This is a genomic window from Duganella fentianensis (assembly GCF_964031615.1).
In the GTDB taxonomy this organism is placed as follows: domain Bacteria; phylum Pseudomonadota; class Gammaproteobacteria; order Burkholderiales; family Burkholderiaceae_D; genus Rugamonas; species Rugamonas fentianensis_A.
Genome location: NZ_CAXIQN010000020.1, coordinates 268,858 through 294,456, shown reverse-complemented (window position 1 = coordinate 294,456; position 25,599 = coordinate 268,858). Strand labels below are relative to the sequence as shown.

The 25,599-nt window shown below is 59.7% G+C and carries 25 protein-coding genes; 19 read left to right on the top strand and 6 right to left on the bottom strand.

Annotated features, from left to right (window positions below):
- The first annotated feature begins 6 nt into the window (after window positions 1-6).
- Window positions 7-975 (top strand): ion channel, encoded by a 969-nt coding sequence (locus tag ABNT42_RS15850; RefSeq protein WP_348698555.1) that lies wholly within the window; start codon window positions 7-9, stop codon window positions 973-975.
- A 24-nt stretch (window positions 976-999) separates the two neighbouring features.
- Here ABNT42_RS15850 and ABNT42_RS15845 read toward each other — a convergent pair whose 3' ends face one another.
- From ABNT42_RS15845 to ABNT42_RS15820, 6 genes are all read right to left on the bottom strand, one after another.
- Entirely contained in the window at window positions 1,000-1,431 is a 432-nt protein-coding gene (locus ABNT42_RS15845; RefSeq protein WP_348698553.1) for a hypothetical protein, read from the bottom strand.
- Between the two features lie 18 nt (window positions 1,432-1,449).
- The gene (locus ABNT42_RS15840; protein ID WP_348698552.1) at window positions 1,450-2,265 is read right to left on the bottom strand and encodes a transporter substrate-binding domain-containing protein; all 816 of its coding nucleotides are present in this window, start codon (window positions 2,263-2,265) and stop codon (window positions 1,450-1,452) included.
- A gap of 134 nt (window positions 2,266-2,399) precedes the next feature.
- Complete coding sequence (locus ABNT42_RS15835) at window positions 2,400-3,149, bottom strand: pseudouridine synthase (RefSeq protein WP_202416615.1); 750 nt, start codon at window positions 3,147-3,149, stop codon at window positions 2,400-2,402.
- A gap of 37 nt (window positions 3,150-3,186) precedes the next feature.
- The gene (locus ABNT42_RS15830) at window positions 3,187-5,769 is read right to left on the bottom strand and encodes a [protein-PII] uridylyltransferase (protein WP_348698549.1); all 2,583 of its coding nucleotides are present in this window, start codon (window positions 5,767-5,769) and stop codon (window positions 3,187-3,189) included.
- A gap of 13 nt (window positions 5,770-5,782) precedes the next feature.
- Window positions 5,783-6,601 (bottom strand): type I methionyl aminopeptidase, encoded by an 819-nt coding sequence (map, locus tag ABNT42_RS15825; RefSeq protein WP_348698547.1) that lies wholly within the window; start codon window positions 6,599-6,601, stop codon window positions 5,783-5,785.
- 135 nt (window positions 6,602-6,736) lie between these two features.
- The gene (locus ABNT42_RS15820) at window positions 6,737-7,552 is read right to left on the bottom strand and encodes an MHFG family PEP-CTERM protein (RefSeq protein WP_348698546.1); all 816 of its coding nucleotides are present in this window, start codon (window positions 7,550-7,552) and stop codon (window positions 6,737-6,739) included.
- Between the two features lie 375 nt (window positions 7,553-7,927).
- Here ABNT42_RS15820 and rpsB point away from each other — a divergent pair, with 375 nt between their 5' ends.
- The 18 genes from rpsB (at window position 7,928) to ABNT42_RS15730 (ending at window position 25,569) form a co-directional block, all read left to right on the top strand.
- Window positions 7,928-8,680: a 30S ribosomal protein S2 gene (gene rpsB / locus ABNT42_RS15815; protein WP_348698866.1), complete on the top strand. Its 753-nt coding sequence runs from the start codon at window positions 7,928-7,930 to the stop codon at window positions 8,678-8,680.
- Between the two features lie 125 nt (window positions 8,681-8,805).
- Entirely contained in the window at window positions 8,806-9,717 is a 912-nt protein-coding gene (gene tsf, locus ABNT42_RS15810; RefSeq protein ID WP_155435293.1) for a translation elongation factor Ts, read from the top strand.
- 155 nt (window positions 9,718-9,872) lie between these two features.
- Window positions 9,873-10,589, top strand: a complete 717-nt coding sequence (gene pyrH / locus ABNT42_RS15805) for a UMP kinase (RefSeq protein WP_348698544.1) — start codon at window positions 9,873-9,875, stop codon at window positions 10,587-10,589.
- Window positions 10,590-10,631: 42 nt separating this feature from the next.
- Window positions 10,632-11,192, top strand: coding sequence for a ribosome recycling factor (frr, locus tag ABNT42_RS15800; protein ID WP_348698542.1), 561 nt, complete (start codon window positions 10,632-10,634; stop codon window positions 11,190-11,192).
- A 126-nt stretch (window positions 11,193-11,318) separates the two neighbouring features.
- Window positions 11,319-12,071, top strand: a complete 753-nt coding sequence (gene uppS, locus ABNT42_RS15795) for a polyprenyl diphosphate synthase (protein ID WP_348698541.1) — start codon at window positions 11,319-11,321, stop codon at window positions 12,069-12,071.
- Complete coding sequence (locus tag ABNT42_RS15790) at window positions 12,071-12,907, top strand: phosphatidate cytidylyltransferase (protein ID WP_348698538.1); 837 nt, start codon at window positions 12,071-12,073, stop codon at window positions 12,905-12,907. The genes uppS and ABNT42_RS15790 overlap by 1 nt, the downstream gene beginning before the upstream one ends.
- A 9-nt stretch (window positions 12,908-12,916) precedes the next feature.
- Window positions 12,917-14,110, top strand: coding sequence for a 1-deoxy-D-xylulose-5-phosphate reductoisomerase (ispC, locus tag ABNT42_RS15785; protein ID WP_348698536.1), 1,194 nt, complete (start codon window positions 12,917-12,919; stop codon window positions 14,108-14,110).
- On the top strand, window positions 14,107-15,519 hold the full coding sequence (gene rseP, locus ABNT42_RS15780; protein WP_348698534.1) for an RIP metalloprotease RseP: 1,413 nt from the start codon (window positions 14,107-14,109) through the stop codon (window positions 15,517-15,519). The genes ispC and rseP overlap by 4 nt, the downstream gene beginning before the upstream one ends.
- 79 nt (window positions 15,520-15,598) lie before the next feature.
- On the top strand, window positions 15,599-17,935 hold the full coding sequence (gene bamA / locus ABNT42_RS15775; protein WP_348698532.1) for an outer membrane protein assembly factor BamA: 2,337 nt from the start codon (window positions 15,599-15,601) through the stop codon (window positions 17,933-17,935).
- 55 nt (window positions 17,936-17,990) lie between these two features.
- Complete coding sequence (locus ABNT42_RS15770) at window positions 17,991-18,515, top strand: OmpH family outer membrane protein (protein WP_348698865.1); 525 nt, start codon at window positions 17,991-17,993, stop codon at window positions 18,513-18,515.
- A gap of 21 nt (window positions 18,516-18,536) precedes the next feature.
- On the top strand, window positions 18,537-19,598 hold the full coding sequence (gene lpxD, locus ABNT42_RS15765) for a UDP-3-O-(3-hydroxymyristoyl)glucosamine N-acyltransferase (protein ID WP_348698531.1): 1,062 nt from the start codon (window positions 18,537-18,539) through the stop codon (window positions 19,596-19,598).
- Entirely contained in the window at window positions 19,595-20,107 is a 513-nt protein-coding gene (fabZ, locus tag ABNT42_RS15760; protein ID WP_348698529.1) for a 3-hydroxyacyl-ACP dehydratase FabZ, read from the top strand. The genes lpxD and fabZ overlap by 4 nt, the downstream gene beginning before the upstream one ends.
- Window positions 20,108-20,109: 2 nt before the next feature.
- A complete protein-coding gene (lpxA, locus tag ABNT42_RS15755; RefSeq protein WP_348698527.1) occupies window positions 20,110-20,898 on the top strand; it encodes an acyl-ACP--UDP-N-acetylglucosamine O-acyltransferase in 789 nt (262 codons plus the stop codon).
- Window positions 20,899-20,947: 49 nt separating this feature from the next.
- Entirely contained in the window at window positions 20,948-22,084 is a 1,137-nt protein-coding gene (gene lpxB / locus ABNT42_RS15750; RefSeq protein ID WP_348698864.1) for a lipid-A-disaccharide synthase, read from the top strand.
- Between the two features lie 10 nt (window positions 22,085-22,094).
- A complete protein-coding gene (rnhB, locus tag ABNT42_RS15745) occupies window positions 22,095-22,736 on the top strand; it encodes a ribonuclease HII (RefSeq protein WP_348698525.1) in 642 nt (213 codons plus the stop codon).
- A complete protein-coding gene (locus tag ABNT42_RS15740; RefSeq protein ID WP_348698523.1) occupies window positions 22,733-23,518 on the top strand; it encodes an RNA methyltransferase in 786 nt (261 codons plus the stop codon). The genes rnhB and ABNT42_RS15740 overlap by 4 nt, the downstream gene beginning before the upstream one ends.
- A gap of 33 nt (window positions 23,519-23,551) precedes the next feature.
- Entirely contained in the window at window positions 23,552-24,757 is a 1,206-nt protein-coding gene (locus tag ABNT42_RS15735) for an EAL domain-containing response regulator (RefSeq protein ID WP_348698522.1), read from the top strand.
- 230 nt (window positions 24,758-24,987) lie between these two features.
- On the top strand, window positions 24,988-25,569 hold the full coding sequence (locus ABNT42_RS15730) for a hypothetical protein (RefSeq protein ID WP_348698520.1): 582 nt from the start codon (window positions 24,988-24,990) through the stop codon (window positions 25,567-25,569).
- Window positions 25,570-25,599: the final 30 nt, after the last annotated feature.

Genomic DNA, 25,599 nt, shown 5'->3' with positions numbered 1-25,599 from the left:
ATCAGCATGAACCACCATGGCCCGGTACGTGTCCCTGTGCAGAAAGCTGCGCGCCCTAAAGTGGGCAATGAGCGCGGGGTATTTCAGATGGGGACTTCGAAGATCAAACGGGTCGGCGTGGAGCGCTGGTACTGGGGCGATATCTATCACTGGATGCTGACCTTAAGCTGGCCGAATTTCTTCCTGCTGGTGGGGATCAGCTATCTGCTGACCAATCTGTTTTTCGCGGCTGCGTTCTACGCGGTGCCCGGTTCGATTTCCAATGCCCGTCCCGGCTATTTCCCCGATGCGCTATTCTTCTCTATCGAGACACTGGCCACGGTGGGCTACGGTTATATGAATCCCGGCTCGACCTACGGTCACCTGGTGGCGTCAACCGAGATCCTGTTCGGTATGGTGCAGGTGGCCGTGGTAACGGGGCTGCTGTTTGCGCGTTTTTCCCGTCCTACCTCGCGCATCCTGTTTTCCGATGTGGCCGTGATTACGCCTTTCAATGGCGTGCCGACGCTGATGCTGCGCGCTGGTAACGAGCGCGGCAACCTGATTCTGGAAGCGTCTGTGCGCGCTTCGCTGATCCGGCGTGAAATGACGCAGGAAGGCCAGATGTTCACCCGCTTCTATGATCTGGAACTGGAGCGCGAAACCACCGGCGTGTTCGCGCTGACCTGGACCATCCTGCACCGCATCGACGAATCGAGCCCGCTGTGGGGCAAGTCGCAGGACGATCTGCTGCGCGAAGCGGCCACCCTGTCCGTGCTGCTGACGGGTACGGACGACACCCTGAACGATTTTGTGCATGCGCGCCAGACCTATTCGGCCGACCACATTTTCTATAACCACCACTTCGCCGACATCATGTCCGACAAACTGGAAGGGAATGTGCGGATACTCGATTACAGCAAATTCCACGACATCTATCCGGATGGTTCGGAAGGCGGCAGCATGCCGGGTGCCGCGCTGGCTCACCCGGGCTAGCGGCAATCGGCAAGTGGCATGTGGCTATAGCTGGCCGGCACCGCCGAGCAGGTCACCTGCATCCAGCAGGGCGTAGACGATTTCCGGATGGCTGGACAGACAGCGCCGCACAGCAGCGGGCACGGCTTCGCGGGTGCGGCGGCACAGGCCGGGCTGGGGCGCCAGCCGGATCTGCAGACCCATCACCGTACGCACGCCGTTGATGCTGGGCGTGATGGTCAGGCGTATGCCCAGCAGTTCGTAAAGGCGTTCCTCGATGCGGCGCAAGTCGGCATAACTGCCCATGGCTTCGATGCGCGCTATCAGGTGCTTTTCTTCTTCCCGTGTCAGCCGCATCACGCGGATATCGGTGCTGTCAGGCTGCTGACACCATTGCTCCAGCAGCTCGTCGCGCTGGCAGTCGCAAGCGCCGGGCGGACATTCCTTGCGGAGCGGGAAGGGTGGCGCAGCGGGCATGGACAGGTAGAAAACCGTTTAGTGCGTTTTAAAGAAGTTACGCGCTATGGTATCAATTTCCCCGCTCCGCTTCATCTGGTAGATGATGCTATCGAACTGTTTGACGAAATCCGTTTTGTAACTGTAACGCCCGTTGTCACGATCGCTGTAACCTAGGAAGCCCTGTTCGGTAGCGATTACCAGCGCTTCCGCCAGTTCGGCATGGCTGTGACCTTCGTCGTAACGGCCTTCCGCTTTGAGCTGCTTCAGCGTCCACTGGATGGAAATGCGGTCGTTGATATAGCAATCGATACGCTTCAGTCCCAGCTTGATCAGGTTGGTGGCGTTGTCGCGGGCTTCTTCCACCTTCAGATGGCCGTCGCGGATGGCGGTCTCGAATGCTTCGCCACCGACGATGAAGCCGGCATTATTGCCGATGGTGAGGCCGTAAAAATCCTCCGGCCAGCGCTTGCGCGGTTTGGCCGCCAGTACCTCCTTGCGGCACACGGCGACCACCTTTTCCTCGTACAGCGGTAGCGAATAGGGCCAGGTCCATGGCTCATCGCGGGTGTTGTGGTAGGGCGGATAGAGTGCGAAGCCGGTGCCGGACTTGAGCAGGTTCATGCCGCGCTTCCATGGCACGGGCTGGATCTCGACCTTGTAGCCATGCATGCGCTTGACGGCGGTGCTGACGATCTCGTAGTACAGTCCGGCTGGCCTGCCGTTCTTCTCGTAAGAATACGGCGGGTAGCCCGCGTCGGCATACAAGGTGACGGCAATATCGGCTGCCTGCGCCGCCCCTGCGCAGGTGCTGCTCAATAACAGGGCCAGTAATTTGTGCGCCTTGTTCGCCATTTATCCGTTTGCCGTCGCCTGCCAGTTAGGTGGTGAACCATCCTAGCATGAAGCAATCGGTTGCAAAATGACAAAATGTAAAATCTTATGCTTTAAAGGTTAAATTGGCCGGCGCTGTGGCGAGCGTTAGACGCTCAGAACTGCTCGTCCGGACGCAGATAGCGCCACTGGCCCACGGGCAGGTCGCCCAGTTTGACTTTGCCGATACGTACCCGCTTCAGCCCCACCACCTTCAGGCCCACCATGTCGCACATGCGGCGGATCTGGCGCTTCTTGCCTTCGCGCAGGGTGAAACTGAGCTGGTCGTCATTCTGCCAGCGCACTTTGGCCGGTAGCAGCGGCTTGCCGTCCATCCACAGGCCGTGGTTGAGTTTTTTCAGGTCGCTGTCCGGCAGTTTGCCGGGTTTGGTGTATTCCACCCGCACCAGATATTCCTTGTCGACGTCAGTGGTTTCGCCGATCAGGTGCTTGGCCACACGGCCATCCTGGGTCAGTACCAGCAGGCCGACGGAATCGATATCGAGCCGGCCCGCCGGTACCAGCGAGCGCAGCTGGGTTGGGTGGAACACTTCCGGCGAGGGGTCGTCGACCCAGTGGTTTTCCGGCTTGATCAGCGCCACGGCGGGGGTGTAGCCATCTTCGGCCTGACCGCTGACATAGCCCATGGGTTTGTTGATCAGAATGGTGACCCGTTTCGACTGTTCGGCCGCAGCCTGACGCTCCACTGTCACGCGCTGGCTCGGATAGACCTTGCTGCCCAGTTCGGAGACGACTTTGCCGTCGACGCGGACCCAGCCCCGCGCTATCCATTCGTCAGCTTCGCGGCGCGAGCACAGGCCCAGTTCGGACATGCGTTTGGACAGGCGGAGTAATTCTTCGGACATGATGCGTTTTCTTTATGTTGTAGGGGCAGGCCCCGGATTAAACTTTGATGGCTTCCAGCAGATCCGTTTCCAGCTGGATCTGGTTACGTGCGACATTGAGCGCCGGCCCGTCGATCAGGAACACGTCTTCCACGCGTTCGCCCAGCGTCATCACCTTGGCCGTGTGCAGATTGATCTTGTACTTGGCCAGTACATTGGCGATCGAATATAGCAGGCCGGTACGGTCGTTGGCGGCGATCGATAGCAGATAGTACTGGCCCCGTTCGTCGGGACGCAGGTCTACCGTGGGCTGGATAGGGAAGTTGCGCGACAGGCGAGACAGCCGGCCCTTGCCCGGTGCTGGCAGTTCCTCCACGCTCGACAGCAATGCGCACAGCTCGTGTTCGATCAGGCTGATGATGTCGCGGTAGCTATTGGCGAAATTCTGCTCGGTGACGAGGAAGGTGTCGAGCGCATAGCCGTGGTGCGTGGTGTGGATCTTGGCATCGAGGATGCTGAAGTTTTTGCGGTCGAAATAGCTGCAGATGCGCGCGAACAGGTCAGGCTGGTCCTTGATGTACACGGCCACCTGCAAGCCTTCGCCGATGGGCGCCAGGCGGCATTTGACGACAGCCTTGTCGCTGTCGTAGCGGTCGTACAGAGCGCGGGTCTGCCACGCAATGTCGGCTGCATCGTGGCGCAGGAAGTAGGCCATGTCGAGCTGCTTCCACAGCGCCGTGTGGGCATCGGGCGGCAGCCCGTACAGGCGCAGCGTAGCCAGCGCTTCCTGCTGGCGGTTCTTCAGTTCGCGGTCGGCACTGTGCGGTTCGCCGCCCAGTACGCGCAGCGTCACGCGGTACAGGTCTTCCAGCAGCTTGCCTTTCCAGGCATTCCACACTTTCGGGCTGGTGCCGCGGATATCGGCCACGGTGAGCAAATACAGCGCCGTCAGATGGCGCTCGTCCTTGACCAGATTGGCAAAGGCGGCAATTACATCGGGATCGGACAGGTCCTGCTTCTGCGCCACCTGCGACATGGTCAGGTGCTGCTCCACCATGAACACCACCAGTTCGGTATCTTCCTCACTCATGCCGTGTTCGCGGCAGAACTGCTCGGCGTCCACCGTACCCAGTTTGGAGTGGTCGCCACCGCGGCCCTTGGCGATATCGTGGAACAGCGCGCCCAGATACAGCAGCCACGGGGTAGGGAAGTTGGCCATCAGCTGGCTGCAGAACGGGTATTCGTGCGCGTGTTCGGCCATGGCGAAGCGGCGCATATTGCGTACCACCATCAGGATATGCTGGTCCACCGTGTAGACGTGGAACAGGTCGTGCTGCATCTGGCCGACGATCTTGCGGAAGTTGGGCAGGTAGCGCCCCAGTATCGACAGATCGTTCATGCGGCGCAGTGCGTGCAGCAGGCCGACGGGCGCCTGCAGGATGCGCAGGAACAGGGCGTGATTGCGCGGATCGGCGCGGAACTCGGCATCGATCTTGAAGCGCTCGTGCCACAGTGCGCGCAGGGTGCGCGAGGTCATGCCGGTCAGCGACTGGCGCTCCGTCATCAGGGCGAACACTTCCAGCATGGCCGACGGGGTGGTGGCAAAGGTGTCGTCTTCGCTGATGTCGATCAGGCCATCGACATTGTTGAAGCGCTCGTTGATGCGTACCGTCACGCCCGGCTTGGGGAACAGACGCTCTTCAATATTTTGCAGCAGGATCATGTTCAGCTGGGTCACCGTCTTGGCGGCCCAGTAGTAGCGCTGCATCAGGTATTCGCTGGCGCGTCGCATGTTGGCGCCGCTACCCGTCGATTGCAGGCCCAGCGACTCGGCGATGGCTGTCTGCACGTCGAACACCAGACGGTCTTCGCGGCGCTTGGCGTGCAAGTGCAGGCGGATACGGATGTCCTTGAAGGCGCGCTCCTTTTCCATCAACTGCTTGGCTTCGGTCTGGGTAATCAGGCCGCTGGTGGCCAGCGTGCGCCAGGAGTTGGCCACGCCGGCGGCTTTGACCATCCACAGGATCACCTGCAGATCGCGCAGTCCGCCTGGGCTTTCCTTGCAGTTCGGCTCCAGACTGAAAGCGGTGTCTTCGTATTTGGCGTGGCGCAGCCGCATTTCCAGCACTTTGGCGTGGTAGAAGGCGCGTGGGTCCATGGCCGCACGGTAGCGTTCCTGCAGCAGCCCGAACAGGGGCAGATTACCGCAGATCAGGCGCGCTTCCAGCAAACTGGTCTGCACGGTGATATCGGCCGCCGATTCAGTCAGGCATTCGTCCACGGTACGGATGCTGTGGCCGATTTCCAGCCCCAGATCCCATAGCAGTTGCACCAGCTCTTCCAGTTTGGCCGTGGTTGCCCCATCGGGCGCCTGTTCCAGCAGAATCAGCAGGTCGACGTCGGATTGAGGGAATAGCTCGCCGCGGCCATAGCCGCCCACCCCCACCAGCGCGGTGTTTTCCGGTAGACCGGCCTCGAACCATGCCGTAGTGAGCACTGCATCGACGCTCTGGCGCAGGCTGCGTAGCAGCTTTTCCGGCATGCCGTCGGCACGGAAGCCAGCGATGATCTGCTGACGCTCATCTTTCAACTGGCGCTTCAGATGTTCGCGCAGTTCCTTCTTCATCGCTGGTGTGCTCATCCGGTCAGATCGTTCAGGCGGCGTTGGTAAGATTGGTGATGAAGGCCGGTGGCGGCAGGCTGCCGGCCGACAGGGTCAGCACTTCATAGCCCGTATCGGTGACGAGGATGGTGTGTTCCCACTGAGCCGACAGGCTGCGATCCTTGGTCTTGATGGTCCAGCCATCGCCCATTTCGCGGATTTCGCGCTTGCCTGCGTTGATCATCGGTTCGATGGTGAAGATCATGCCGGCCTGCAGCTGTTCCCCCGTGCCCGGTTTGCCGTAGTGCAGAATCTGCGGTTCTTCGTGGAAGATCTTGCCGATGCCGTGGCCGCAGAATTCGCGCACCACACTGTAGCCGGCTTTTTCCGCATGCTGCTGAATGGCATGGCCGATATCGCCCAGATAGGCGCCCGGCTTGACTTTGGCGATGCCCAGCCACATGCACTCGTAGGTGATGTCGGACAGGCGCTTGGCCATGATGGACGGCTCGCCGATGAAGAACATGCGGCTGTTATCGCCGTGGTAGCCATCCTTGATGACGGTGATGTCGAGGTTGACCACATCGCCATTCTTGAGCACTTTGTCACCCGGTATGCCGTGGCAGATCACGTCGTTGACGGAAGTGCAGATGGATTTCGGATAAGGCGTATAGCCGGGCGGGCAGTAGTTGAGCGGGGCAGGAATGGTGCCTTGCACATTCACCATGTATTCGTGGCACAGGCGGTCGATCTCGCCCGTGGTCACGCCGGCTTTGACGAAGGGCGTGATGTAGTCGAGCACTTCCGAGCCAAGGCGGCCCGCAACGCGCATGCCGGCGATATCTTCGGCGGATTTGATGGAAATAGGCATAAGCTCACAATCTGCAAGGTAAACGGTCAAAAAGCAGGCGGCAGCCGGAACGATCCGGCGCGGCATGCACGATGGGTGGGATTATAAACGACGCAGCAGACAACTGCGTGCAGTTGCTGGCGCGGGCGGGGGTGATTAAGCCTGCCGGCGGCGGCGTTGCGCCAGCCCCAGCACGCCCAGTCCGGCCAGCAGCATGGCCCAGCTGTCTGCCTCCGGTACGGGAGCGGGCGGATAATAGCCGCCATCGCTGCCATCATTGGGATTTTTGGGCCACAGGGGGCGGCGGCCATACAGGCCGTCCTGATCGTTGTCATCGATCCCTGCGACGGCCGCTTCGCTGGCGGCGGCCTGTTCTACCAGTTCGATCACTTCGGTGACTTTGCCGCGCGCGCGGTCGCGGACTTGCTGATCGTCGTCGTCGGCGGGGCTGGCTTCACGCGGGGCGGCATCGGCGAGGCCTAGATCGCGTGCATTCAGCGCATCACCCAGATCGCGCTGGGCAGCGGCCGGAGCGGCGGGAGTGGCGGGGGCGCTGGCAGTACGGGCGGCAGGCAGGCGGGTAATCCGGCTGACGTTACCGCAGATACGGGGTACCAGTATGCAGTATTCGCCCACGCAATACACGGCGCCCGGCTCCTGGCGCTGTTCCGACCACTTGCTGCGCGTCACGCTGGCGCAGACCGAGGCGGCGCCGAAATGCATATAGCGTATCGCCGGTTCGTACTGGTTCTTGCCAACGATGGCGTCGCGGGTGATGCGGACCTGATCATCGGACTGGCGTTCTTCCATCCGGCGTATCAGGGTGCTTCGCACCTGCTCGGGAATATCGGTATAGCGCTCGATAGCCGCACGGGTGCTGCCGGTGTAGCGATTGGCACCGGGCCGGTCCCACGAGCAGGTGGGCTGGAGCTGGGTGGCTGCAGCGAGAGCAAGAGTGAGAAATACCGACATAGCATGCCTTCCGGTTAGTGCATTAAGGAACTTTTAGTTATCTTTGTGCAATTAAACTTTGCGGTATGATATTACATTTTAGGTATCTTTGCAGAAATAATTCGTCTCAAGATGTAACGTTTGGTGTTTTTCTGGCAGTGTTGATTATTTATTCATTGAAATTGTGCCGGCTTGCTATGGCTCAAGCTAGGCTAAGGTATTGCCTAAACAGTGGTTTTCGGGCTAGAATAGCGGGTTGCTTGAATTCCGTTCGGGCAACGTTGTAAAGACAAGCTGCAATTTTTGCTGCTACTTTTATTAATAAAAGCGAATCCGGTCGACAAGGGTGCCTATATGGTGACTGATCGGATTCCAGACCCAACCCTGGAGTTAAATATGTCCGTAACTATGCGCGAAATGCTGGAAGCCGGTGTCCACTTCGGTCACCAAACCCGTTTCTGGAACCCAAAGATGGCGCCGTTCATCTTCGGTCACCGCAACAAGATCCATATCATCAATCTGGAAAAGACGATGGGTATGTATCAAGAAGCGATGAAACACGTGAAACAGGTAGCTGCTAACCGCGGCACCATCCTGATGGTAGGCACCAAGCGTCAAGCTCGTGAAATCATTGCTGCTGAAGCAGCACGCGCAGGCGTTCCTTTCGTTGACCAGCGCTGGCTGGGCGGCATGCTGACCAACTTCAAAACCATCAAAACCTCGATCAAGCGTCTGAAAGACATGGAAGCTGCGATGCAAGACGGTTCGGTTGAGAAGCTGTCGAAAAAAGAAGCGCTGATGTTCCAACGCGAAATGGTTAAGCTGCAAAAATCGATCGGCGGCATCAAAGAGATGGGCGGCGTTCCTGACGCAATCTTCGTCGTGGACGTTGGCTACCACAAAGGCGCCATCACCGAAGCCGCAAAACTGGGCATCCCAGTGATCGGCGTGGTCGATACCAACCACTCGCCAGAAGGCGTGCAATTCGTCATTCCAGGTAACGATGACTCGTCCAAAGCCATCACTCTGTACGCTCGCGGCGTAGCAGATGCCATCCTGGAAGGCCGTGCTGCTGCCGGTAACGAAGTAGTTGAAATGGTTAAAGCTGCAGCTGGCGACGATTTCGTCGAAGTGAGCGAACAGGCTTAATTGTTCCTAGCTAGGCTGTAAGGAAAAAGGGGTGGCCAACAGCTCCCCCTTTTTTTTAACGTTTTGGGTAGAGCAGGTAACACCCGTTCCCCATCCCTCACGAATACCGAATACAGGAGAAACACATGGCAGCGATTACTGCAGCGATGGTAGGCGAACTGCGCGGCAAGACCGACGCACCAATGATGGAATGCAAAAAAGCACTGACCGAGGCCGATGGCGACATGGCCCGTGCAGAAGAGATCCTGCGCGTCAAACTGGGCGGCAAGGCATCGAAAGCGTCGGCACGTATCACCGCTGAAGGCGTGGTAGCTACCCACATCGCCGGCGGCGTAGGCGCGCTGATCGAAGTCAACTCGGAAACCGACTTCGTTGCGAAAAACGACGACTTCCTGGCACTGGCCGCTAACGCAGCCCGTCTGGTGGTAGAACACAACCCAGCTGACGTTGCCGCTCTGCTGGCACTGCCACTGGATGGCAAAACCCTGGACGAAGTGCGTTCGGCTCTGATCGGCAAGATCGGCGAGAACATGACCATCCGTCGCTTCCAGCGTTTCGAAACCACCGGCAAACTGGCTTCCTACCTGCACGGCTCGCGTATCGGCGTGATCGTCGACTTCGACGGCGCTGAAGAGCAAGTGGGTAAAGATGTAGCGATGCACATCGCTGCTATGAAACCAGTAGCTCTGTCGCAAGATCAAGTTCCAGCAGAACTGATCGAAAAAGAGCGTTCGGTTGCAAAACTGAAAGCTGACGAAGATGCTGCTAAAGCGGCTGCCGAAGGCAAGCCAGCTCAATCGGCTGAAATCGTTGCTAAACGTCTGGAAGGTTCGGTACAGAAGTACCTGAAAGAAGTTTCGCTGCTGAACCAGGCTTTCGTGAAAAACGACAAGCAATCGATCGAGCAGATGCTGAAAGAAAAAGCCACCACCGTGAAAGCTTTCACGATGTTCGTGGTAGGTGAGGGCATCGAGAAGAAGGTTGATGACTTCGCTGCTGAAGTGGCCGCACAGATGGCCGCTTCCAAAGGAGCGTAATAAAAAGAAAACGGGCCGAGAGGCCCGTTTTTTTAAGCTGCACCCAGTTGTACTTAGTTGTATCAGTGAAGTAAATAGTTGTTCCCGGCGCAATTATAGGTATCATAGGCGCCGGCAGCCTTACCCGAATAAACCCAACTTAGGAGCCCCGTCCCATGTCCAAACCAGCCTACAAACGTGTCCTCCTCAAATTGTCCGGCGAAGCCCTGATGGGTGATGATGCCTACGGCATCAACCGCGGCACGATCGAGCGCATGGTCGCCGACGTGGCCGAAGTCGCAAAACTGGGCGTGGAACTGGCTATCGTGATTGGCGGCGGCAATATCTTCCGTGGCGTAGCACCTGGCGCGCAAGGCATGGACCGTGCCACTGCCGACTACATGGGCATGCTGGCCACCGTGATGAATGCACTGGCACTGGCCGACGCCATGCGCCATGTGGGCATCACCGCCCGCGTCATGTCGGCGATCGGCATCGAGCAGGTGGTCGAGCCGTATGTGCGCCCGAAAGCGCTGCAATATCTGGAAGAAGGCAAAGTGGTGGTGTTTGCCGCCGGTACCGGTAACCCGTTCTTCACCACCGATACGGCAGCTTCGCTGCGCGGCTCGGAAGTGAGTGCGGAAATCGTGCTGAAAGCCACCAAGGTAGATGGCGTGTACTCGGCCGATCCGAAGAAAGATCCGAACGCCACCCTGTACAGCTCCATCACTTTCGATGAAGCCATCGCCAAACACCTGCAGGTAATGGATGCCACGGCCTTTGCGCTGTGCCGCGACCAGAAGCTGCCGATCAAAGTGTTCTCGATCACCAAGCCGGGCGCGCTGATGCGCGTTATCATGGGCGAGGAAGAGGGCACGCTGGTTCACGTTTAATGCTAACCGTTTATACCCAATACCGAATACAGGAGAGCAGTAATGTCCGTAGCTGACGTTAAGAAAAGTGCGCAGGAGCGCATGACCAAATCGCTGGAAACCCTGCGTGCCGATCTGGCCAAGGTGCGTACCGGCCGTGCCCACACGGGTATTCTGGACCACGTCACCGTCGATTACTACGGTAATCCGACCCCTATCAATCAGGTGGCCAACCTGACGCTGGTCGATGCGCGCACCATCGGCGTGCAGCCGTTTGAAAAGAAAATGGCCGCTGCCATTGAAAAAGCCATCCGCGATGCCGATCTGGGCCTGAACCCGGCAGCTCAGGGCGACGTGATCCGCGTTCCAACCCCGCCGCTGACCGAAGAGCGCCGTAAAGAAATGGTGAAACTGGTTAAGAGCGAAGCGGAAGACGCCAAGATCGCTGTGCGTAACATCCGTCGCGATGCCAACGAATCGCTGAAAAAGCTGGTCAAGGACAAGGCTATCTCGGAAGACGACGAGCGTCGCGCGATCGATGACGTGCAGAAGGTGACCGACAAGTTCATCGCTGACGTCGACAAGATGGTAGTAGAGAAAGAGAAGGAAGTTCTGACCGTCTAAGCGTCAGTCCAGGCGCCAGCAGCGGCTCCGGGCCGGTGACCTGCTCACCGGCCGCGGGTGCTCTGCTGGCGTCTTGTTTTTTCGGGTAACACCTGCAATACTTAACACTTTGGCACTGCAGTTTTCATGAAATATACCAGTTCGACTACTGAAGTTCCGGATGCGCCGGCCGTGCCACGTCATATCGCCATCATCATGGATGGCAATGGTCGCTGGGCCACCAAGCGCTTCCTGCCGCGCGTTGCCGGCCACGTCAAAGGCGTCGATGCCGTCCGCACGGTGGTCGAGTCCTGCGCCCGTAGCGGCGTGGAATACCTGACTCTGTTCGCCTTCAGTTCGGAAAACTGGCGTCGCCCCGAAGAGGAAGTGTCTTTGCTGATGCGCTTGTTCGTTACGGCGCTCGATCGCGAAGTCTCCAAGCTACACGCCAATAATATCCGCCTGAAAGTGGTGGGCGACCTGTCGCGCTTCGACGACAAGCTGCAAGGCATGATCGCTGCAGCCGAGCGCAAGACCGCCAACAATACCCGCATGACGGTGACCGTGTGCGCCAACTATGGCGGCCGCTGGGATATCATGCAGGCCATAGGTAAAATGGTGGCAGCCCATCCGGGCGCGCATGATTTCAGCGAAGAACAGCTGGCGCCCCATCTGGCCATGGCCTATGCGCCCGAGCCGGACCTGTTCATCCGCACGGGCGGCGAGCAGCGTATTTCCAATTTCCTCATGTGGCAGCTGGCCTACACGGAACTGTTCTTTACCGATACCTACTGGCCCGACTTTAGCAAGGAAAGTCTGGATGAGGCGATAGCCTCCTACCAGCACCGCGAACGCCGTTTCGGCCGTACCGGTGCGCAACTGGCAGAAAAGACAAACTGATGCTGAAAACCCGGATTATTACGGCCGTGCTGCTGCTGGCCGTGCTGTTGCCCGTGCTGTTCTCCCAGTACTTCCCTGCCGTGGCAGGCGTGGTGACGCTGTTCGTCGCGGCCGCCCTGTGGGAAGCGGCGCGTCTGTTCGGCGTGAGCGCAGGCAAGGCTAAACTGGCCGGTGTGGCCGGTGGCGCACTGTTCGTGCTGCTGATGCTGGTGGCCAAGCCATCGTCGGTGAACTCGCTGTACGGCGTGGCCTGTCTGTTGTGGCTGATCCGTTACGTCCCTACGCTGGGCATGGGCCTGCCCCCGCTGCAGGGCGGCGGCAACTGGTCGATGGCAACCACCTTCAGCTTCGCCATCTTTGCCTGCTTCTTCGCCATCCTCAGCCTGTATCTGCAATCGCCGCTGTACCTGCTGTCGGTGATGGCACTGGTGTGGCTGGCCGATATCGGCGCCTATTTCGCCGGCAAGGCCTTCGGCAAGCGCAAGCTGGCGCCGTCCATCTCGCCCGGCAAATCGTGGGAAGGTGCGATCGGCGGCGGTATCGCCGTGTTGCTGCTGGCCAGCGCCACGGTGCTGCTGGTGCCGAGCGCGCCATGGCTGGGCGACACCTTCGCCGTCAAGCTGCAGGCCCGCTTCGGCTGGGCGATTGCCTTGCTGCTGCTGGTCGTGATCGTCGCCGCGTCCATCGTAGGCGACCTGTTCGAATCCCAACTCAAACGCCGCGCCGGCATGAAGGACAGCAGTAATCTGCTGCCCGGCCACGGCGGCGTGCTTGACCGTATCGATGCCCTGATCCCCGTGCTGCCGCTGGCCGCACTGATAGGCTTCTGGCTCTGAGAGACTAACATGCAACACATTACCATCCTTGGCGCCACCGGTTCGATCGGCGTGTCCACGCTGGACGTGCTCGCCCGTCACCCGCAGCGCTACCGCGTTTACGCATTGTCGGCGCATAGCCGGGTAGATGAACTGGCGGCCCAGTGCATCACTTTCCGCCCCGTGCGCGCCGTGGTCGGCACGGCCGAAGCGGCCAGCCGCCTGAGCGCCTTGCTGCGTACGGCCGGTGTGAACACCGAAGTGGAATATGGCGAAGCGGCCCTGTGCAGCATCGCCAGTGCGCCCGAAGTCGATAGCGTGATGGCGGCCATCGTCGGCGCTGCCGGTCTGGCGCCTACGCTGGCTGCGGCCCGCGCTGGCAAGAAGGTACTGCTGGCGAATAAAGAGGCGCTGGTGATGTCGGGCCAGCTGTTCATGGACGCCGTGCAGGAATCCGGCGCCGTGCTGCTGCCCATCGATAGCGAACACAATGCCATCTTCCAGTGCCTGCCATCGGACTATACGCGGGTGCCGGCCAACAGCGGGGTCGCCAAGATTCTGCTGACGGCATCGGGCGGGCCTTTCCTGAATCGCGATGTGGCGACGCTGGAAGCGGTCACGCCGGAGCAGGCCTGCAAGCATCCTAACTGGAGTATGGGGCGCAAGATTTCGGTCGATTCCGCCACCATGATGAACAAGGGGCTGGAGGTGATCGAGGCGCACTGGCTGTTTGGTGCACCGGCCGAGCAGATCGAAGTGGTGATCCATCCGCAATCGGTGATCCATTCGATGGTGTCCTACACCGATGGTTCGGTGCTGGCGCAACTGGGTAATCCCGATATGCGCACGCCGATTGCCCATGCACTGGCCTATCCCGAACGGATCGCGTCAGGCGTCGGCCCGCTCGATCTGACCCAGATCGCCACGCTGCAGTTCCAGCGTCCCGATTTCGAACGATTCCCTTGTCTGGCACTGGCCTTTGAAGCGCTGCGTGCCGGCGGTACTGCACCGGCGCTGCTGAATGCCGCCAATGAGGTGGCCGTGCAGGCCTTCCTCGATCTGCAGATCGGCTTCCGCCAGATCGACCGTGTGATTGCCCACGTGATGGATAGCGTGCCGCATGGCGCGGCCGACAGCATCGCCGCAGTGATGGCGCAGGATGGGCTGGCGCGCCAGGCGGCGCAGCAGTACATCGCCCAATTGCGCAGCGGGCAGGCAAAATGAACCTGCTGCAGACCGTACTGGCGTTCATCGTCTGCCTCGGCACTCTGGTCACTATCCACGAGCTGGGGCACTATCTGGTGGCGCGCTGGTGCGGCGTCAAAGTGCTGCGCTTCTCGGTCGGCATGGGCAAGGTGATCTGGTCGCGCCGCTATGGCGCCGATCAGACCGAGTGGGTGATTTCGGCTTTGCCGCTGGGTGGCTACGTGAAGATGCTAGATGCCCGCGAAGGCAATCTGGCCGGTCTGCCGGAAGCGGATCTGGCGCGCGAATTCACCCGTCAGAATGTATGGAAACGTATCGCCATCGTGGCTGCCGGCCCGTTGGCTAATTTCCTGCTGGCGGTCCTGCTGTTTGCCGGCCTGTATATGGTGGGCGTGCAGGAACCGGCCAGTAAAGTCAGCGTGCAGCCCAGCGTGGGCGCCAGCCAGGGCGCCGGTGCCGCGTGGGTGGCCGGGCTGCGCAGCGGGGACCAGATCACTGGCGTCAACGGTAAAGCCGTGACGACGTGGTCGGAACTGCGCTGGGAGCTGATACAGGGCGTAATTAACCGTAGCGACGTACTGCTTTCCGTCGAGCGGGCAGGGCAGGGTCATTACAACTTTGTGCTGCCAGCCGTACTGCTGGCCGGCCTCGATATCGAAGGCGATGTGACGGGCGATCTGGGCATGGGTATGGCGCGTCCGCTGCCGGTGGTGCAGCAGGTGATCGCTGGCGGTCCCGCTGCGCGTGCCGGTCTGCAGGTGGACGATCTGCTGCTGGCCGTGGACGGCACGCCGGTGGCCGACGGTATCGCCTTCATCGAGATTATCCGGGGCGCCGCCGGCCGCACCGTGCAGGTGCAGGTACGCCGCGCCGGTCAGGAGCTGACGCTGGCCATGGTGCCGCAGGGTGAGCAGGTGCCCGCAGCGCAGCTAGCAGGCAAAGACGGCAAGGACAGCAAAGCTCAAGGAACTGTAACAGTCGGTAAGATCAGCGCCTATATCGCGCTGGCGCCGGATATGATCAAAGTGGTCTCGTCGCCCCCTGCCGCAGTGCTGAAAGCTGTCCAGCGGGTGTGGGAAACGTCGGTAATGACGGTCAAAATGGTAGGAAAAATGCTGGTCGGCGAGGCATCGCTGAAAAATGTTACCGGCCCCCTGACCATCGCCGATTATGCCGGCCAGACCGCAAGGGCAGGGGTTGCCAGCTATCTGGGCTTCATCGCCTTCATCAGCATCAGTTTAGGGGTGATGAATTTGCTACCGATTCCCGTTCTAGATGGGGGGCATTTGCTGTATTATTCGCTGGAAGTTTTAACTGGGCGCTCTGTGCCGGAGCGTTTTGGTGAAATTGCGCAGCGTTTCGGCATAGGACTGTTGCTGACTTTAATGCTGCTGGCAGTGTTTAACGACGTTGTGCGATTGCTGTAACCGAGTTGTAGCAGAGAGCTGTGTGAGCTGTGCGCTGTATATAAGCAGCGTAGTTCGTTGATTAGCCATTGAATACCCAATGAAATTATATTCTGACCGTATTACTTCATCCCCGTTTCGCCGCAGCCTGATAGGCGCTGCAGTACTGGCGCTGTGCGCCGGCAGTGCCATGGCCATCGAGCCCTTCGTCGTCAAGGATATCCGCGTCGAAGGCATCCAGCGTACGGAAGCTGGTACGGTTTTCAGCTATCTGCCAGTGCGGGTAGGCGAGACCTTCAATGACGATAAAGGCGTGGCCGCCATCAAGGCGCTGTATGCCACTTCCTTCTTCAAGGATGTGAAACTGGAACGCGACGGCGATGTGCTGGTCGTGCTGGTGGAAGAACGTCCGGCCATCTCCAAAGTGGAGTTCACCGGCACCAAGGAATTCGAGAAAGACACGCTGGTCAAGGCGCTGAAAGATATCGGCGTGGGCGAGACCAAGATTTTCGACAAGGCGTCGGTCGACCGCGCCGAGCAGGAACTCAAGCGCCAGTACCTGTCGCACGGCCTGTATGGCGTGAAAATCGTTACCACCGTGACGCCGATCGAGCGTAACCGCGTAAACATCACTTTCGCCGTCGATGAAGGTGAAATCGCCAAAATCAAACAGATCAACATCGTCGGTAACAAGGTCTTCAGCGACAAGGAACTGAAAGAAGAGCTGGCCCTGAATACGGGCGGCTGGTTCAGCTGGTACACCAAGTCCGACCAGTATTCCAAAACCAAGCTGACCGGCGATATCGAGTCGCTCAAGTCCTTCTATCTGAATCGCGGCTACATCGAGATGCAGATCGATTCGACCCAGGTGTCGATCACGCCGGACAAGAAGGACATCTACATCACCATCAATATTACCGAAGGCCAGAAGTACACGGTTAAAGGTATCAAGTTCGAAGGCGAGACTTTCGGCCGCGAAGAAGAACTGCGTTCGCTGGTGCTGCTGCGTAAGGGCGAGACTTATTCGGGCGAGCGCCTGACCGCCACCAACAAGCTGATTTCCGACCGTCTGGGCACCTTTGGCTACGCCTTTGCCAACGTCAACGCCAACCCCGATATCGACCGCGAGAAACGCGAAGTATCGTTTACCTTCTTTATCGATCCGGGCAAGCGCGCCTACGTGCGCCACATGAACATCGCCGGTAACACCACCACCCGCGACGAAGTAATCCGCCGCGAGTTCCGCCAGTTCGAGTCGTCGTGGTACGACGCGAACAAGATCAAGCTGTCGCGCGACCGCGTTGACCGTCTGGGCTACTTCAAGGACGTGACGGTGGATACGCCGGAAGCGCAGGGTACTTCCGATCAGGTGGACGTCAATCTGACCGTGGTGGAAAAGCCGACTGGTAACTTCCAGATCGGTGGCGCGTTCTCGCAGTCGGAGAAGTTCTCCTTCCAGGCAGCAGTGCAGCAGGCTAACTTTGCCGGCTCCGGTACCACCGTCGGCATCGAACTGAATACCTCGAAATACAGCCGCACCATTTCGTTCTCGCAGACCGACCCGTATTACACGGACGACGGCGTTTCGCGTTCGTACGAAGTGTATATGCGTACCCAGCAGCCGCCAGCGCTGAACATCGGTAGCTACACCATTCGTCAACAAGGTGGCCGCATCAGCTACGGTGTGCCGTTCTCGGAAGTCGATACGGTGTTCTTCGGTATCGGTCTGGAACGTTCGCGCATCACCACCGACCTGACTTCGCCGACCCGCTTCCGCGAATACGTCTCCAGTGTCACGGGTAGCGCCGACGGTACCGGTACCGCCCAGACGCACGCCGTGCCGCTGACGGCCGCATGGGCGCGCGACAGCCGCGACTCCGCGCTGACGCCAACGCTGGGCCGCTACCAGCGCGCCAATCTGGAAATCGATGTGGTGGGCCAGCAGCAGTACTTCCGCGCTGTCTACGAACACCAGTGGTACAAGCCGCTGTTCTGGAATATCACCCTGGCGCTGAAGGGCGAGATCGATTACGGCCATGGTCTGCGCAATAGCAAATACCCTGTGTTCAAGAACTTCTACGGTGGCGGTATCGGTTCCGTGCGCGGCTACCTGAGCTCCTCGCTGGGTGCCGTCGATCCTTACTACTTCGATGCGCTCGGTGGTGCTTCGCGTCTGATCGGTAACGCCGAGTTGCAGCTGCCGTTCCCCGGTTCGGGCAAGGATCGCAGCTTGCGCTGGTTCGGTTTCCTCGATTCGGGTCAGGTGTATCAGGAAGGCCAGAAGATGCGTGCGTCCGAGCTGCGCTACTCGACCGGTCTGGGCATCAGCTGGATTTCGCCGGTGGGCCCGCTGAAACTGAGTTATGCTAAGCCTTTGAACACCAAACCGGGCGACCGGCTGGAACGCTTCCAGTTCCAGATGGGCAGCGGCTTCTAAGCTGGCCCGCGGGTGAACTGGTCGCCGGTATTGAAAATTACTTCGGAGAAATATGTTGAAGACTCTGTCCGCTAACCTGAGCAAAACTCTGGCTGTGCTTGCACTGGGCTGCTGCGCCTGGGCGCCGGTGCAGGCGCAGACTTCCGTGTCGCGCATTGCATGGCTCAGCCCCGAGCGCATCTACAACGAATCCAAGCTAGCCAAGCTGGCCGGCGAGAAGCTGCAGGAAGAATTCAAGAGCCGCGAAAAAGCCATGACCGACATGGCGCTGCGCCTCAAGGCAGCCTCCGAGAAGCTGGAAAAAGACATGCCGGCGCTGGCTGAAACTGACCGCGTCAAACGCCAGCGCGATGTGTTCGAACTGGATAAGGAATATCAGCGTCGCCAGCGCGAATTCCGCGAGGACCTGAACCAGCGCACCAACGAGGAGCGTCAGGCGATTTCGGAAAAAGCCACCAAGATCATCAAGCAGATGGCTACGGTGGAAGGCTTCGATATCGTGCTGCAGGACGCCGTCTGGGCCAGCCCGCGCATCGACATCACTGATAAAGTGCTGGCCGCACTCGATAAAGATAAATAATTCAACAGATTGGACCACCCGATGGGCACTCGACTAGGGCAATTGGTCGAACGCCTCGGCGGTCAGTTGATGGGCGATGCCAGCCTCGAAGTGGATGGCATTGCACCATTGGCAGACGCCGGCGCTTCGCACATCAGCTTCCTCAGTAACAGCAAATTGCGCGCGCAGGCGCTGCAAAGCCAGGCCGCGGCACTGATCGTGTCGGCGGCCGATCAGGCCTTCATCAGCGCCGGTTTTTCCGGCGCGCTGATCGTCACCAATAATCCGTATGTGTATTTCGCCCGCGCGGCGCAGTACTTCGAGTCGCTGACGGCACTGGTGCCGCCGCCCGGCGTGCATGCCAGTGCGGTGGTGGCTGGCGATGCGCAGGTGGCCGCTAGCGCCCATATCGGCGCACGCGTGGTGATCGAAAGCGGTGCCGTGATCGGTGAAAACGTGGTGATCGATGCCGGCTGCTATATTGGCCGAGAAGCCGTGATCGGCGCCGAAACCCATTTGTTCGCCAACGTCACCTTCCACGCCAAGTGCGTGATCGGCCAGCGCGGCATCATCCATTCCGGCGCCGTGATCGGCACGGACGGATTCGGTTTCGCCAATGAGGGCGGGGTCTACATCAAGATTCCCCAGACCGGCCGCGTAGTGATAGGTGACGATGTGGATATCGGCGCCAATACCACCATCGACCGTGGTGCACTGGCCGACACCATCATCGAAGATGGCGTGAAACTGGATAACCAGATACAGATCGGTCACAACTGCCACATCGGCGCACACACGGCCATGGCCGGCTGCGTGGGCGTGGCAGGCAGTGCCAAGATCGGCAAGTACTGCACTTTCGGCGGCGCCGCCATGGTGCTGGGCCACTTGACCATCGTGGACAAAGTACACGTAGGATCGGGCAGCATGGTATCGCGCTCCATCCTCGAACCGGGCCAGTACACGGGCTTCTACCCGCTGGCCAAAAACAGCGAATGGGAAAAATCGGCGGTCATCGTGCGCAATCTGTCGACGATGCGCGATAAAATCCGCGCGCTGGAAAAAACAATTAAAACATTGACGAATCAGGACGAGAAAACATTATGACTACGAACACCCCGGTAAGCTCCGAATCCACCTGCACCAAGAAGTGCCTGGACATTCACACCATCAAGCAGTACCTGCCGCACCGCTACCCGCTGCTGCTGGTGGACCGCGTGCTGGACTGGGAATCGGGCAAGAGCATCACCGCCGTCAAGAACGTCACCGTCAATGAAGAATTCTTCAACGGCCACTTCCCGCACAAGCCAGTGATGCCGGGCGTGCTGATGATCGAAGCGATGGCGCAGACGGCTGCCATCCTGTCCTTCCTGACCATGGACATCAAACCGGATGAGAATTCGGTGGTGTACTTCGTCGGCATCGACAATGCCCGCTTCAAGCGTCCGGTCGAACCGGGCGATCAGCTGGTAATGAACGTGGAAATCGTGCGCGTGTCGCGCGGCATCTGGAAATACAAGGCAGTCGGTTCGGTCGACGGCCAGACCGCGGTGGAAGCAGAACTGATGTGCACCATCCGTAGCGCCACCGACGCCAGCCAGCCAGCCGGGAAGTAATCATGGCCAAGATCCATGCTACTGCCGTAGTTGATCCCAAGGCGCAGCTCGACGACAGCGTCGAGATCGGCCCGTATTCCATCATCGGCCCGAACGTCGTGATCGGTGCGCGCACGGTGGTGGGGCCGCACGTGGTCATCGAAGGTAACACCACCATCGGTTGCGATAACAAGTTCTTCCAGTTCTCGTCCATCGGCGCTGCGCCGCAGGACAAGAAGTGGAATGGCGAGCCGACCCGATTGACCATCGGCGACCGTAACACCATCCGCGAATTCTGTACCTTCAACACGGGTACGGTGCAGGACAAGGGCGTGACTTCGCTGGGCAATGACAACTGGATTTCGGCCTATGTCCATCTGGCGCACGACTGTCAGGTGGGCAGTAACACCATCTTCTCCAACAATGCGCAGATCGCCGGCCACGTCGAGATCGGCGACTGGGTGATCATGAGCGGCTTCGCCAATGTACACCAGTTCTGCAAGATCGGCGCCCATGCTTTCGTCGGCATGAGCACTTCGCTGACCCAGGATGTGCCGCCGTTCGTGCTGCTGAACGGGAATCCGGCACAGGCGCACGGCGTGAATATCGAAGGTCTGAAGCGGCGCGGCTTTACGCGCGAGCAGATCAACGGCATCCGCACCGCCTACAAGCTGATCTACCGTTCCGGTCTGACGCTGGAAGAGGCCAAGACGGCGCTGCAGGCGGAAGAGGCGGCCAATCCTGCTGCGGCCGAGCAGATCCGTGCGATGCGCGAGTTCCTCGGCACGGCCACCCGTGGCATCGTCCGCTGATACTGCGGCGACTACCCGGTCGCCCACTGTAGCGTCGCGTTCCGCGCCGCTGTCGATCGCGCTGGTGGCGGGCGAGCCGTCTGGCGATATGCTGGCGGCGCGTCTGCTGTCTGGCCTGCGCCCCCATCTGCCGGATGCGCGCTTCCATGGCATAGGCGGCGAGCAGATGATGGCGCAGGGCTTCGAATCGCACTGGGCGATGGACAAGCTGACCGTGCGCGGCCTGCTGGCCGTGATTCCCCGTTACCGCGAAATCAAAGGTATCCAGAACCAGTTGCGCGACCAGTTGCTGGCCGAACGGCCGGCCGCTTTTATCGGCGCCGATTACCCCGGCTTCAATCTGGGGCTGGAAGAACAGCTGAAAGCTGCCGGCATCCCCACCATTCATTACATCGGCCCGCAGATCTGGGCATGGCGTGGTGGCCGCATCAAGAAAATCATCCGTGCCGTGTCGCACATGCTGGTGGTGTTCCCGTTTGAAGAGGAGATCTACCGCAAGGCCGGTGTGCCGTGCAGCTATGTGGGGCATCCTCTGGCGGAAGTGATTCCGCTGGCGATCGATGTGGCAGCAGCGCGGCGCGCCATAGGCTTGCCCGAGCAGGCCAATGTGGTGACCATCATGCCGGGTAGCCGCATGTCGGAAATCAAGTACAACACGGCGGCCTTTATCGGCGCCGCCAAGTTGCTGAAACAGCGCGACCAGTCGCTGCACTTTGTCGTGCCGATGGCGGGAGCGCGCCAGCGCCAGTACTTCCTCGAACTGATCGCGCAGGCTGGCCTGCAGGATGTGGAACTGACGCTGCTCGATGGTCAGTCGCATACGGCCATAGCAGCGGCCGATGCGGTGCTGGTGGCATCCGGCACGGCTTCGCTGGAGGTAGCGCTGTTCAAGAAGCCGATGGTGATCGCCTACAAGATGATGGCACTGGAATGGCAGATTCTGCGCCACTTCGGCTACCAGCCGTGGATAGGACTGCCGAATATTCTGGCGCGCGAATTCCTCGTGCCGGAAATGCTGCAGGATGCAGCCAGCCCGCAAGCGCTGGCCGAGGCCATATGGCAGCAACTGACCGATGCGCCGCAGCGTCTGCGGCTGGCGCAGCGCTTCACCGACATGCATCATAGCCTGCTGCGCAATAGCGCGCAGGAGAGCGCCGCTGCCGTGCTCAAAGTAATCCAAGCATAAGAGAATCAACGTGAAAAACCCCACTCCCGGCCTGTTCGACTTCCTGCCCGACTCGCCCGATGAAATCATTTGCGGCGTCGATGAAGCAGGGCGCGGGCCGCTGGCCGGCCCTGTGTTTGCGGCGGCCGTAATCCTCGATCCGGCCCGTCCGATTGCCGGCCTGCGCGACTCCAAGAAGCTGACCGAAGCCAAGCGTGATCTGCTGGCGCCCGTGATCAAGGCGCAGGCACTGGCATGGGCGATAGCCGAAGCGTCGGAAGCGGAAATCGATCGATTGAATATTCTGCAGGCCACCATGCTGGCCATGCGGCGTGCGGTGGAAGCGCTACAGACGGTGCCGACGCTGGCACTGATAGACGGCAACCGCTGCCCGGTGATGAAAATCCAGAGCATCGCCATCGTCGGTGGTGACGACAAGGTGGAAGCGATTTCTGCGGCCTCGATACTGGCCAAAACGGCGCGCGATGCGGCGCTGGTAACGCTGCATGAACAGTATCCGCAGTACTGCTTCGACCAGCACAAAGGTTACGGTACGGCGCTGCATCTGGCCCGCCTGCGCGAGTTCGGCGCGTCGCCCGTGCATCGTCGTTCGTTTGCGCCCGTGCGGGCGGTGCTGGCAGCGGGGCCACAGGCTAAAGGAGCGGCAGCATGAAGACGATTACCTCGCGCGACAACGCGCAATACAAAGAGCTGGTTAAGCTGGCCGGCAATGCTGCCACGCGGCGCAAGCTGGGTCGCACTCTGCTCGATGGTGTGCATCTGTGCCAGTCGTTCCTGCAGCTGCGCGGTTTGCCCGAGCAGTGCATCGTTAGCGAGTCGGCGCTGCAGCATGCCGAAGTGATGGACATTGTCGGCCAGCTGGAAGCGCGCCATGCACACGTGCTGGCACTGCCGGATGCGCTGTACAAAGCCATTTCACAGGTCGAGCACGGGGTAGGAGTGATGTTCTCGATCGCCACGCCGGAGCGTGCGGTTAGCGCCGCGCTGGCGCGCAATGCCGTGCTGCTCGATGGCGTGCAGGATCCCGGCAATATGGGTTCGATTCTGCGCAGTGCGGCAGCAGCCGGTATCACCGAAGTGTATTGCAGTGCCGGTTCGGCCTATTGCTGGTCGCCCAAAGTACTGCGCGCGGCCATGGGCGCCCACTTTGTGCTGGATATCTACGAGAACGTCGATCTGGCAGAGCTGGTGCGCCATGCCAGCGTGACCACGCTGGCTACCAGCGGCTACGCTACCCAGCGCCTGTACGATGTCGATCTGCGCCAGCCGGTAGCCTGGCTGTTCGGCCATGAAGGGCAGGGCGTGGCCGACGATCTGCTGTCACTGGCCACCCATCAGGTGGTGATCCCTCATCTGGGGCAGGTGGAGTCGCTGAACGTGGCAGCTTGCGCAGCAGTATGCTTTTTCGAACAAGTCAGGCAGAATCAGGCCTAAGCGCGCTAATTTAGCGCGATCAATGGAGCCCCCATGGACATCGCCCAGTTGCATTTTCTGGTAGCCGAAGCAGAGCAGGCCCAGCGTCTGGCGCTGGCCGATGTGCTGGTGCATCTGGGTGTCGGCCATATTACCCAGGTGCCGGACGGGCACACCGCTCTGCGCCATCTGACATCCGGTCTGGCGCCCAAGGTGGATGTAGCGATTATCGATCTGGCCTTGCCCGGCATGGACGGGCTGGAGCTGATCCGCCGGCTGGCCGAGCAGCAGTGCCGCGCCGGCCTGATCGTCACTGGCGCCCAGAGCAGCGCCGTGCTGATTTCCGTAGAAACCATGGCACAGGCCTATGGCGTGAACATCTGGGGCACGCTGGCCAAGCCCGTTGCGGCAGTCCGGCTGGAAAGCATGATCCAGCATGCGCTGCAGCCCAGCGCGCCGCACGCCTATAGTGGCCACAGCCAGCTGCCGCAGTTCAGCTTTGCCGAAGTGGGGCAGGCGCTGCAGGACGGCCAGTTCGATCCCTACTTCCAGCCCAAGATAGAACTGGAAACGGGCCAGGTGAAGGGGCTGGAAATGTTTGCCCGCTGGCGCCATCCGGTCTTCGGTGTGCTGGGACCTGCCGCTTTCATGCCCGTGCTGGAGCAGCATCAGCGCATCGATTTTCTCGACTGGAGCCTGATCGAGAAGTCGGTGGCTGCCTGCCGTCAGCTGCATGACCAGAGCATACCGATATCGTTCTCCATCAATGTCGACCCCAGTACGCTGGCCCATCCCCAGTTCATGGAACAGATGGCGGCCTGTCTGGAACGGCACCGGATACTGCCCGACTACATCACGTTCGAGATGACGGAATCAGCCGTGCTGACGACGGAGCCGCATTTCATCGAGCGGCTGCTGCGCTTGCGCATGAAAGGCTACGGTCTGGCCATCGATGATTACGGTACCGGGCGTAGTAATCTGCAATTGCTGGCCCGTATTCCCTTCTCCGAGCTGAAGATAGACCGCAGCTTTGTCGATGGCGCGTTCAAGAAGCCCGCCATTGCCACCGTGCTGCGCTCCTGTCTGGGGCTGGCGCGTAATCTCGACCGCCGTTCCGTCGCGGTGGGGGTGGAAACCAAGGAAGACTGGGATTTCCTGCAGGGGCTGGGCTGCACCTACGCACAAGGCTATTACATCGGCAAACCGATGCCGGTAGAAGAGTTTCCTGACTGGCTGACCGACTGGCGCCACTTCTTCTGACATCTGGCAATCACAGCGCTCCGCTGATACCTTGCCTATCTATTCCTTTTCTATTTTGAAGCGCCGGTACGCTGACGTGCAATGCCGGCTAAGTCCGAGGGAAATTGGTTGCAATATCGGCATTGCTGAATTTATAATCTCTTTACAAAAATTCAAGTTATTAGATAATTTTCGTTAAGGGGAAACAGATGTCTGCATTCAAGCGCGCATGTGCAGTTGCGGCAGTTGCCATGTTAATGGCGGGTCAGCCCGCCAGCGCCAGTTCCATACTGATCGACTTCGAGCATTTGCCAGGAGCTGATGGTGTGCTGGGCACGCTGGATGATACGCCAACTGGTGGCCGTGAAATCGAAGCATTGAGTGACCAATTTGCTGCGCTTGGTGTGACTTTCTCGCAGGGCTCGTTATTCAACTACCAGCTATTTTCGGTCGATGGCAGCAGCCACTTCATCAGTTCCAGCTATCCCATCGCTTCGTTCAGCGTGCCTGTGTATGGCATCAGCATCCAGAGTAAGTCCTTCTGGGATGCCACGCTGACGGCCTACGATGCAGATGGTAAGGTATTGGCGGCACAGACGCTCAAAGGTAACGGCCAATTCAATCTGGGCACGATAAGCGTCAGCAGTGCGCGGGCGATTAGCAGCTTCTCGGTAATGCCGGACAATCCCAATCACATACTCAACCTCGATAATTTATCGCTGGAGACATCGCCGGCACCCGTTCCCGAGCCATTCAGCTATGTCATGCTGGCTGCCGGCGGACTGCTTCTGGCGGGGCAGCGACGCCGCGCTTGCAGGCTGAAACAGGCTTGAAGCGTGCTCGCTGCTCGGAAAGTAAAAAAG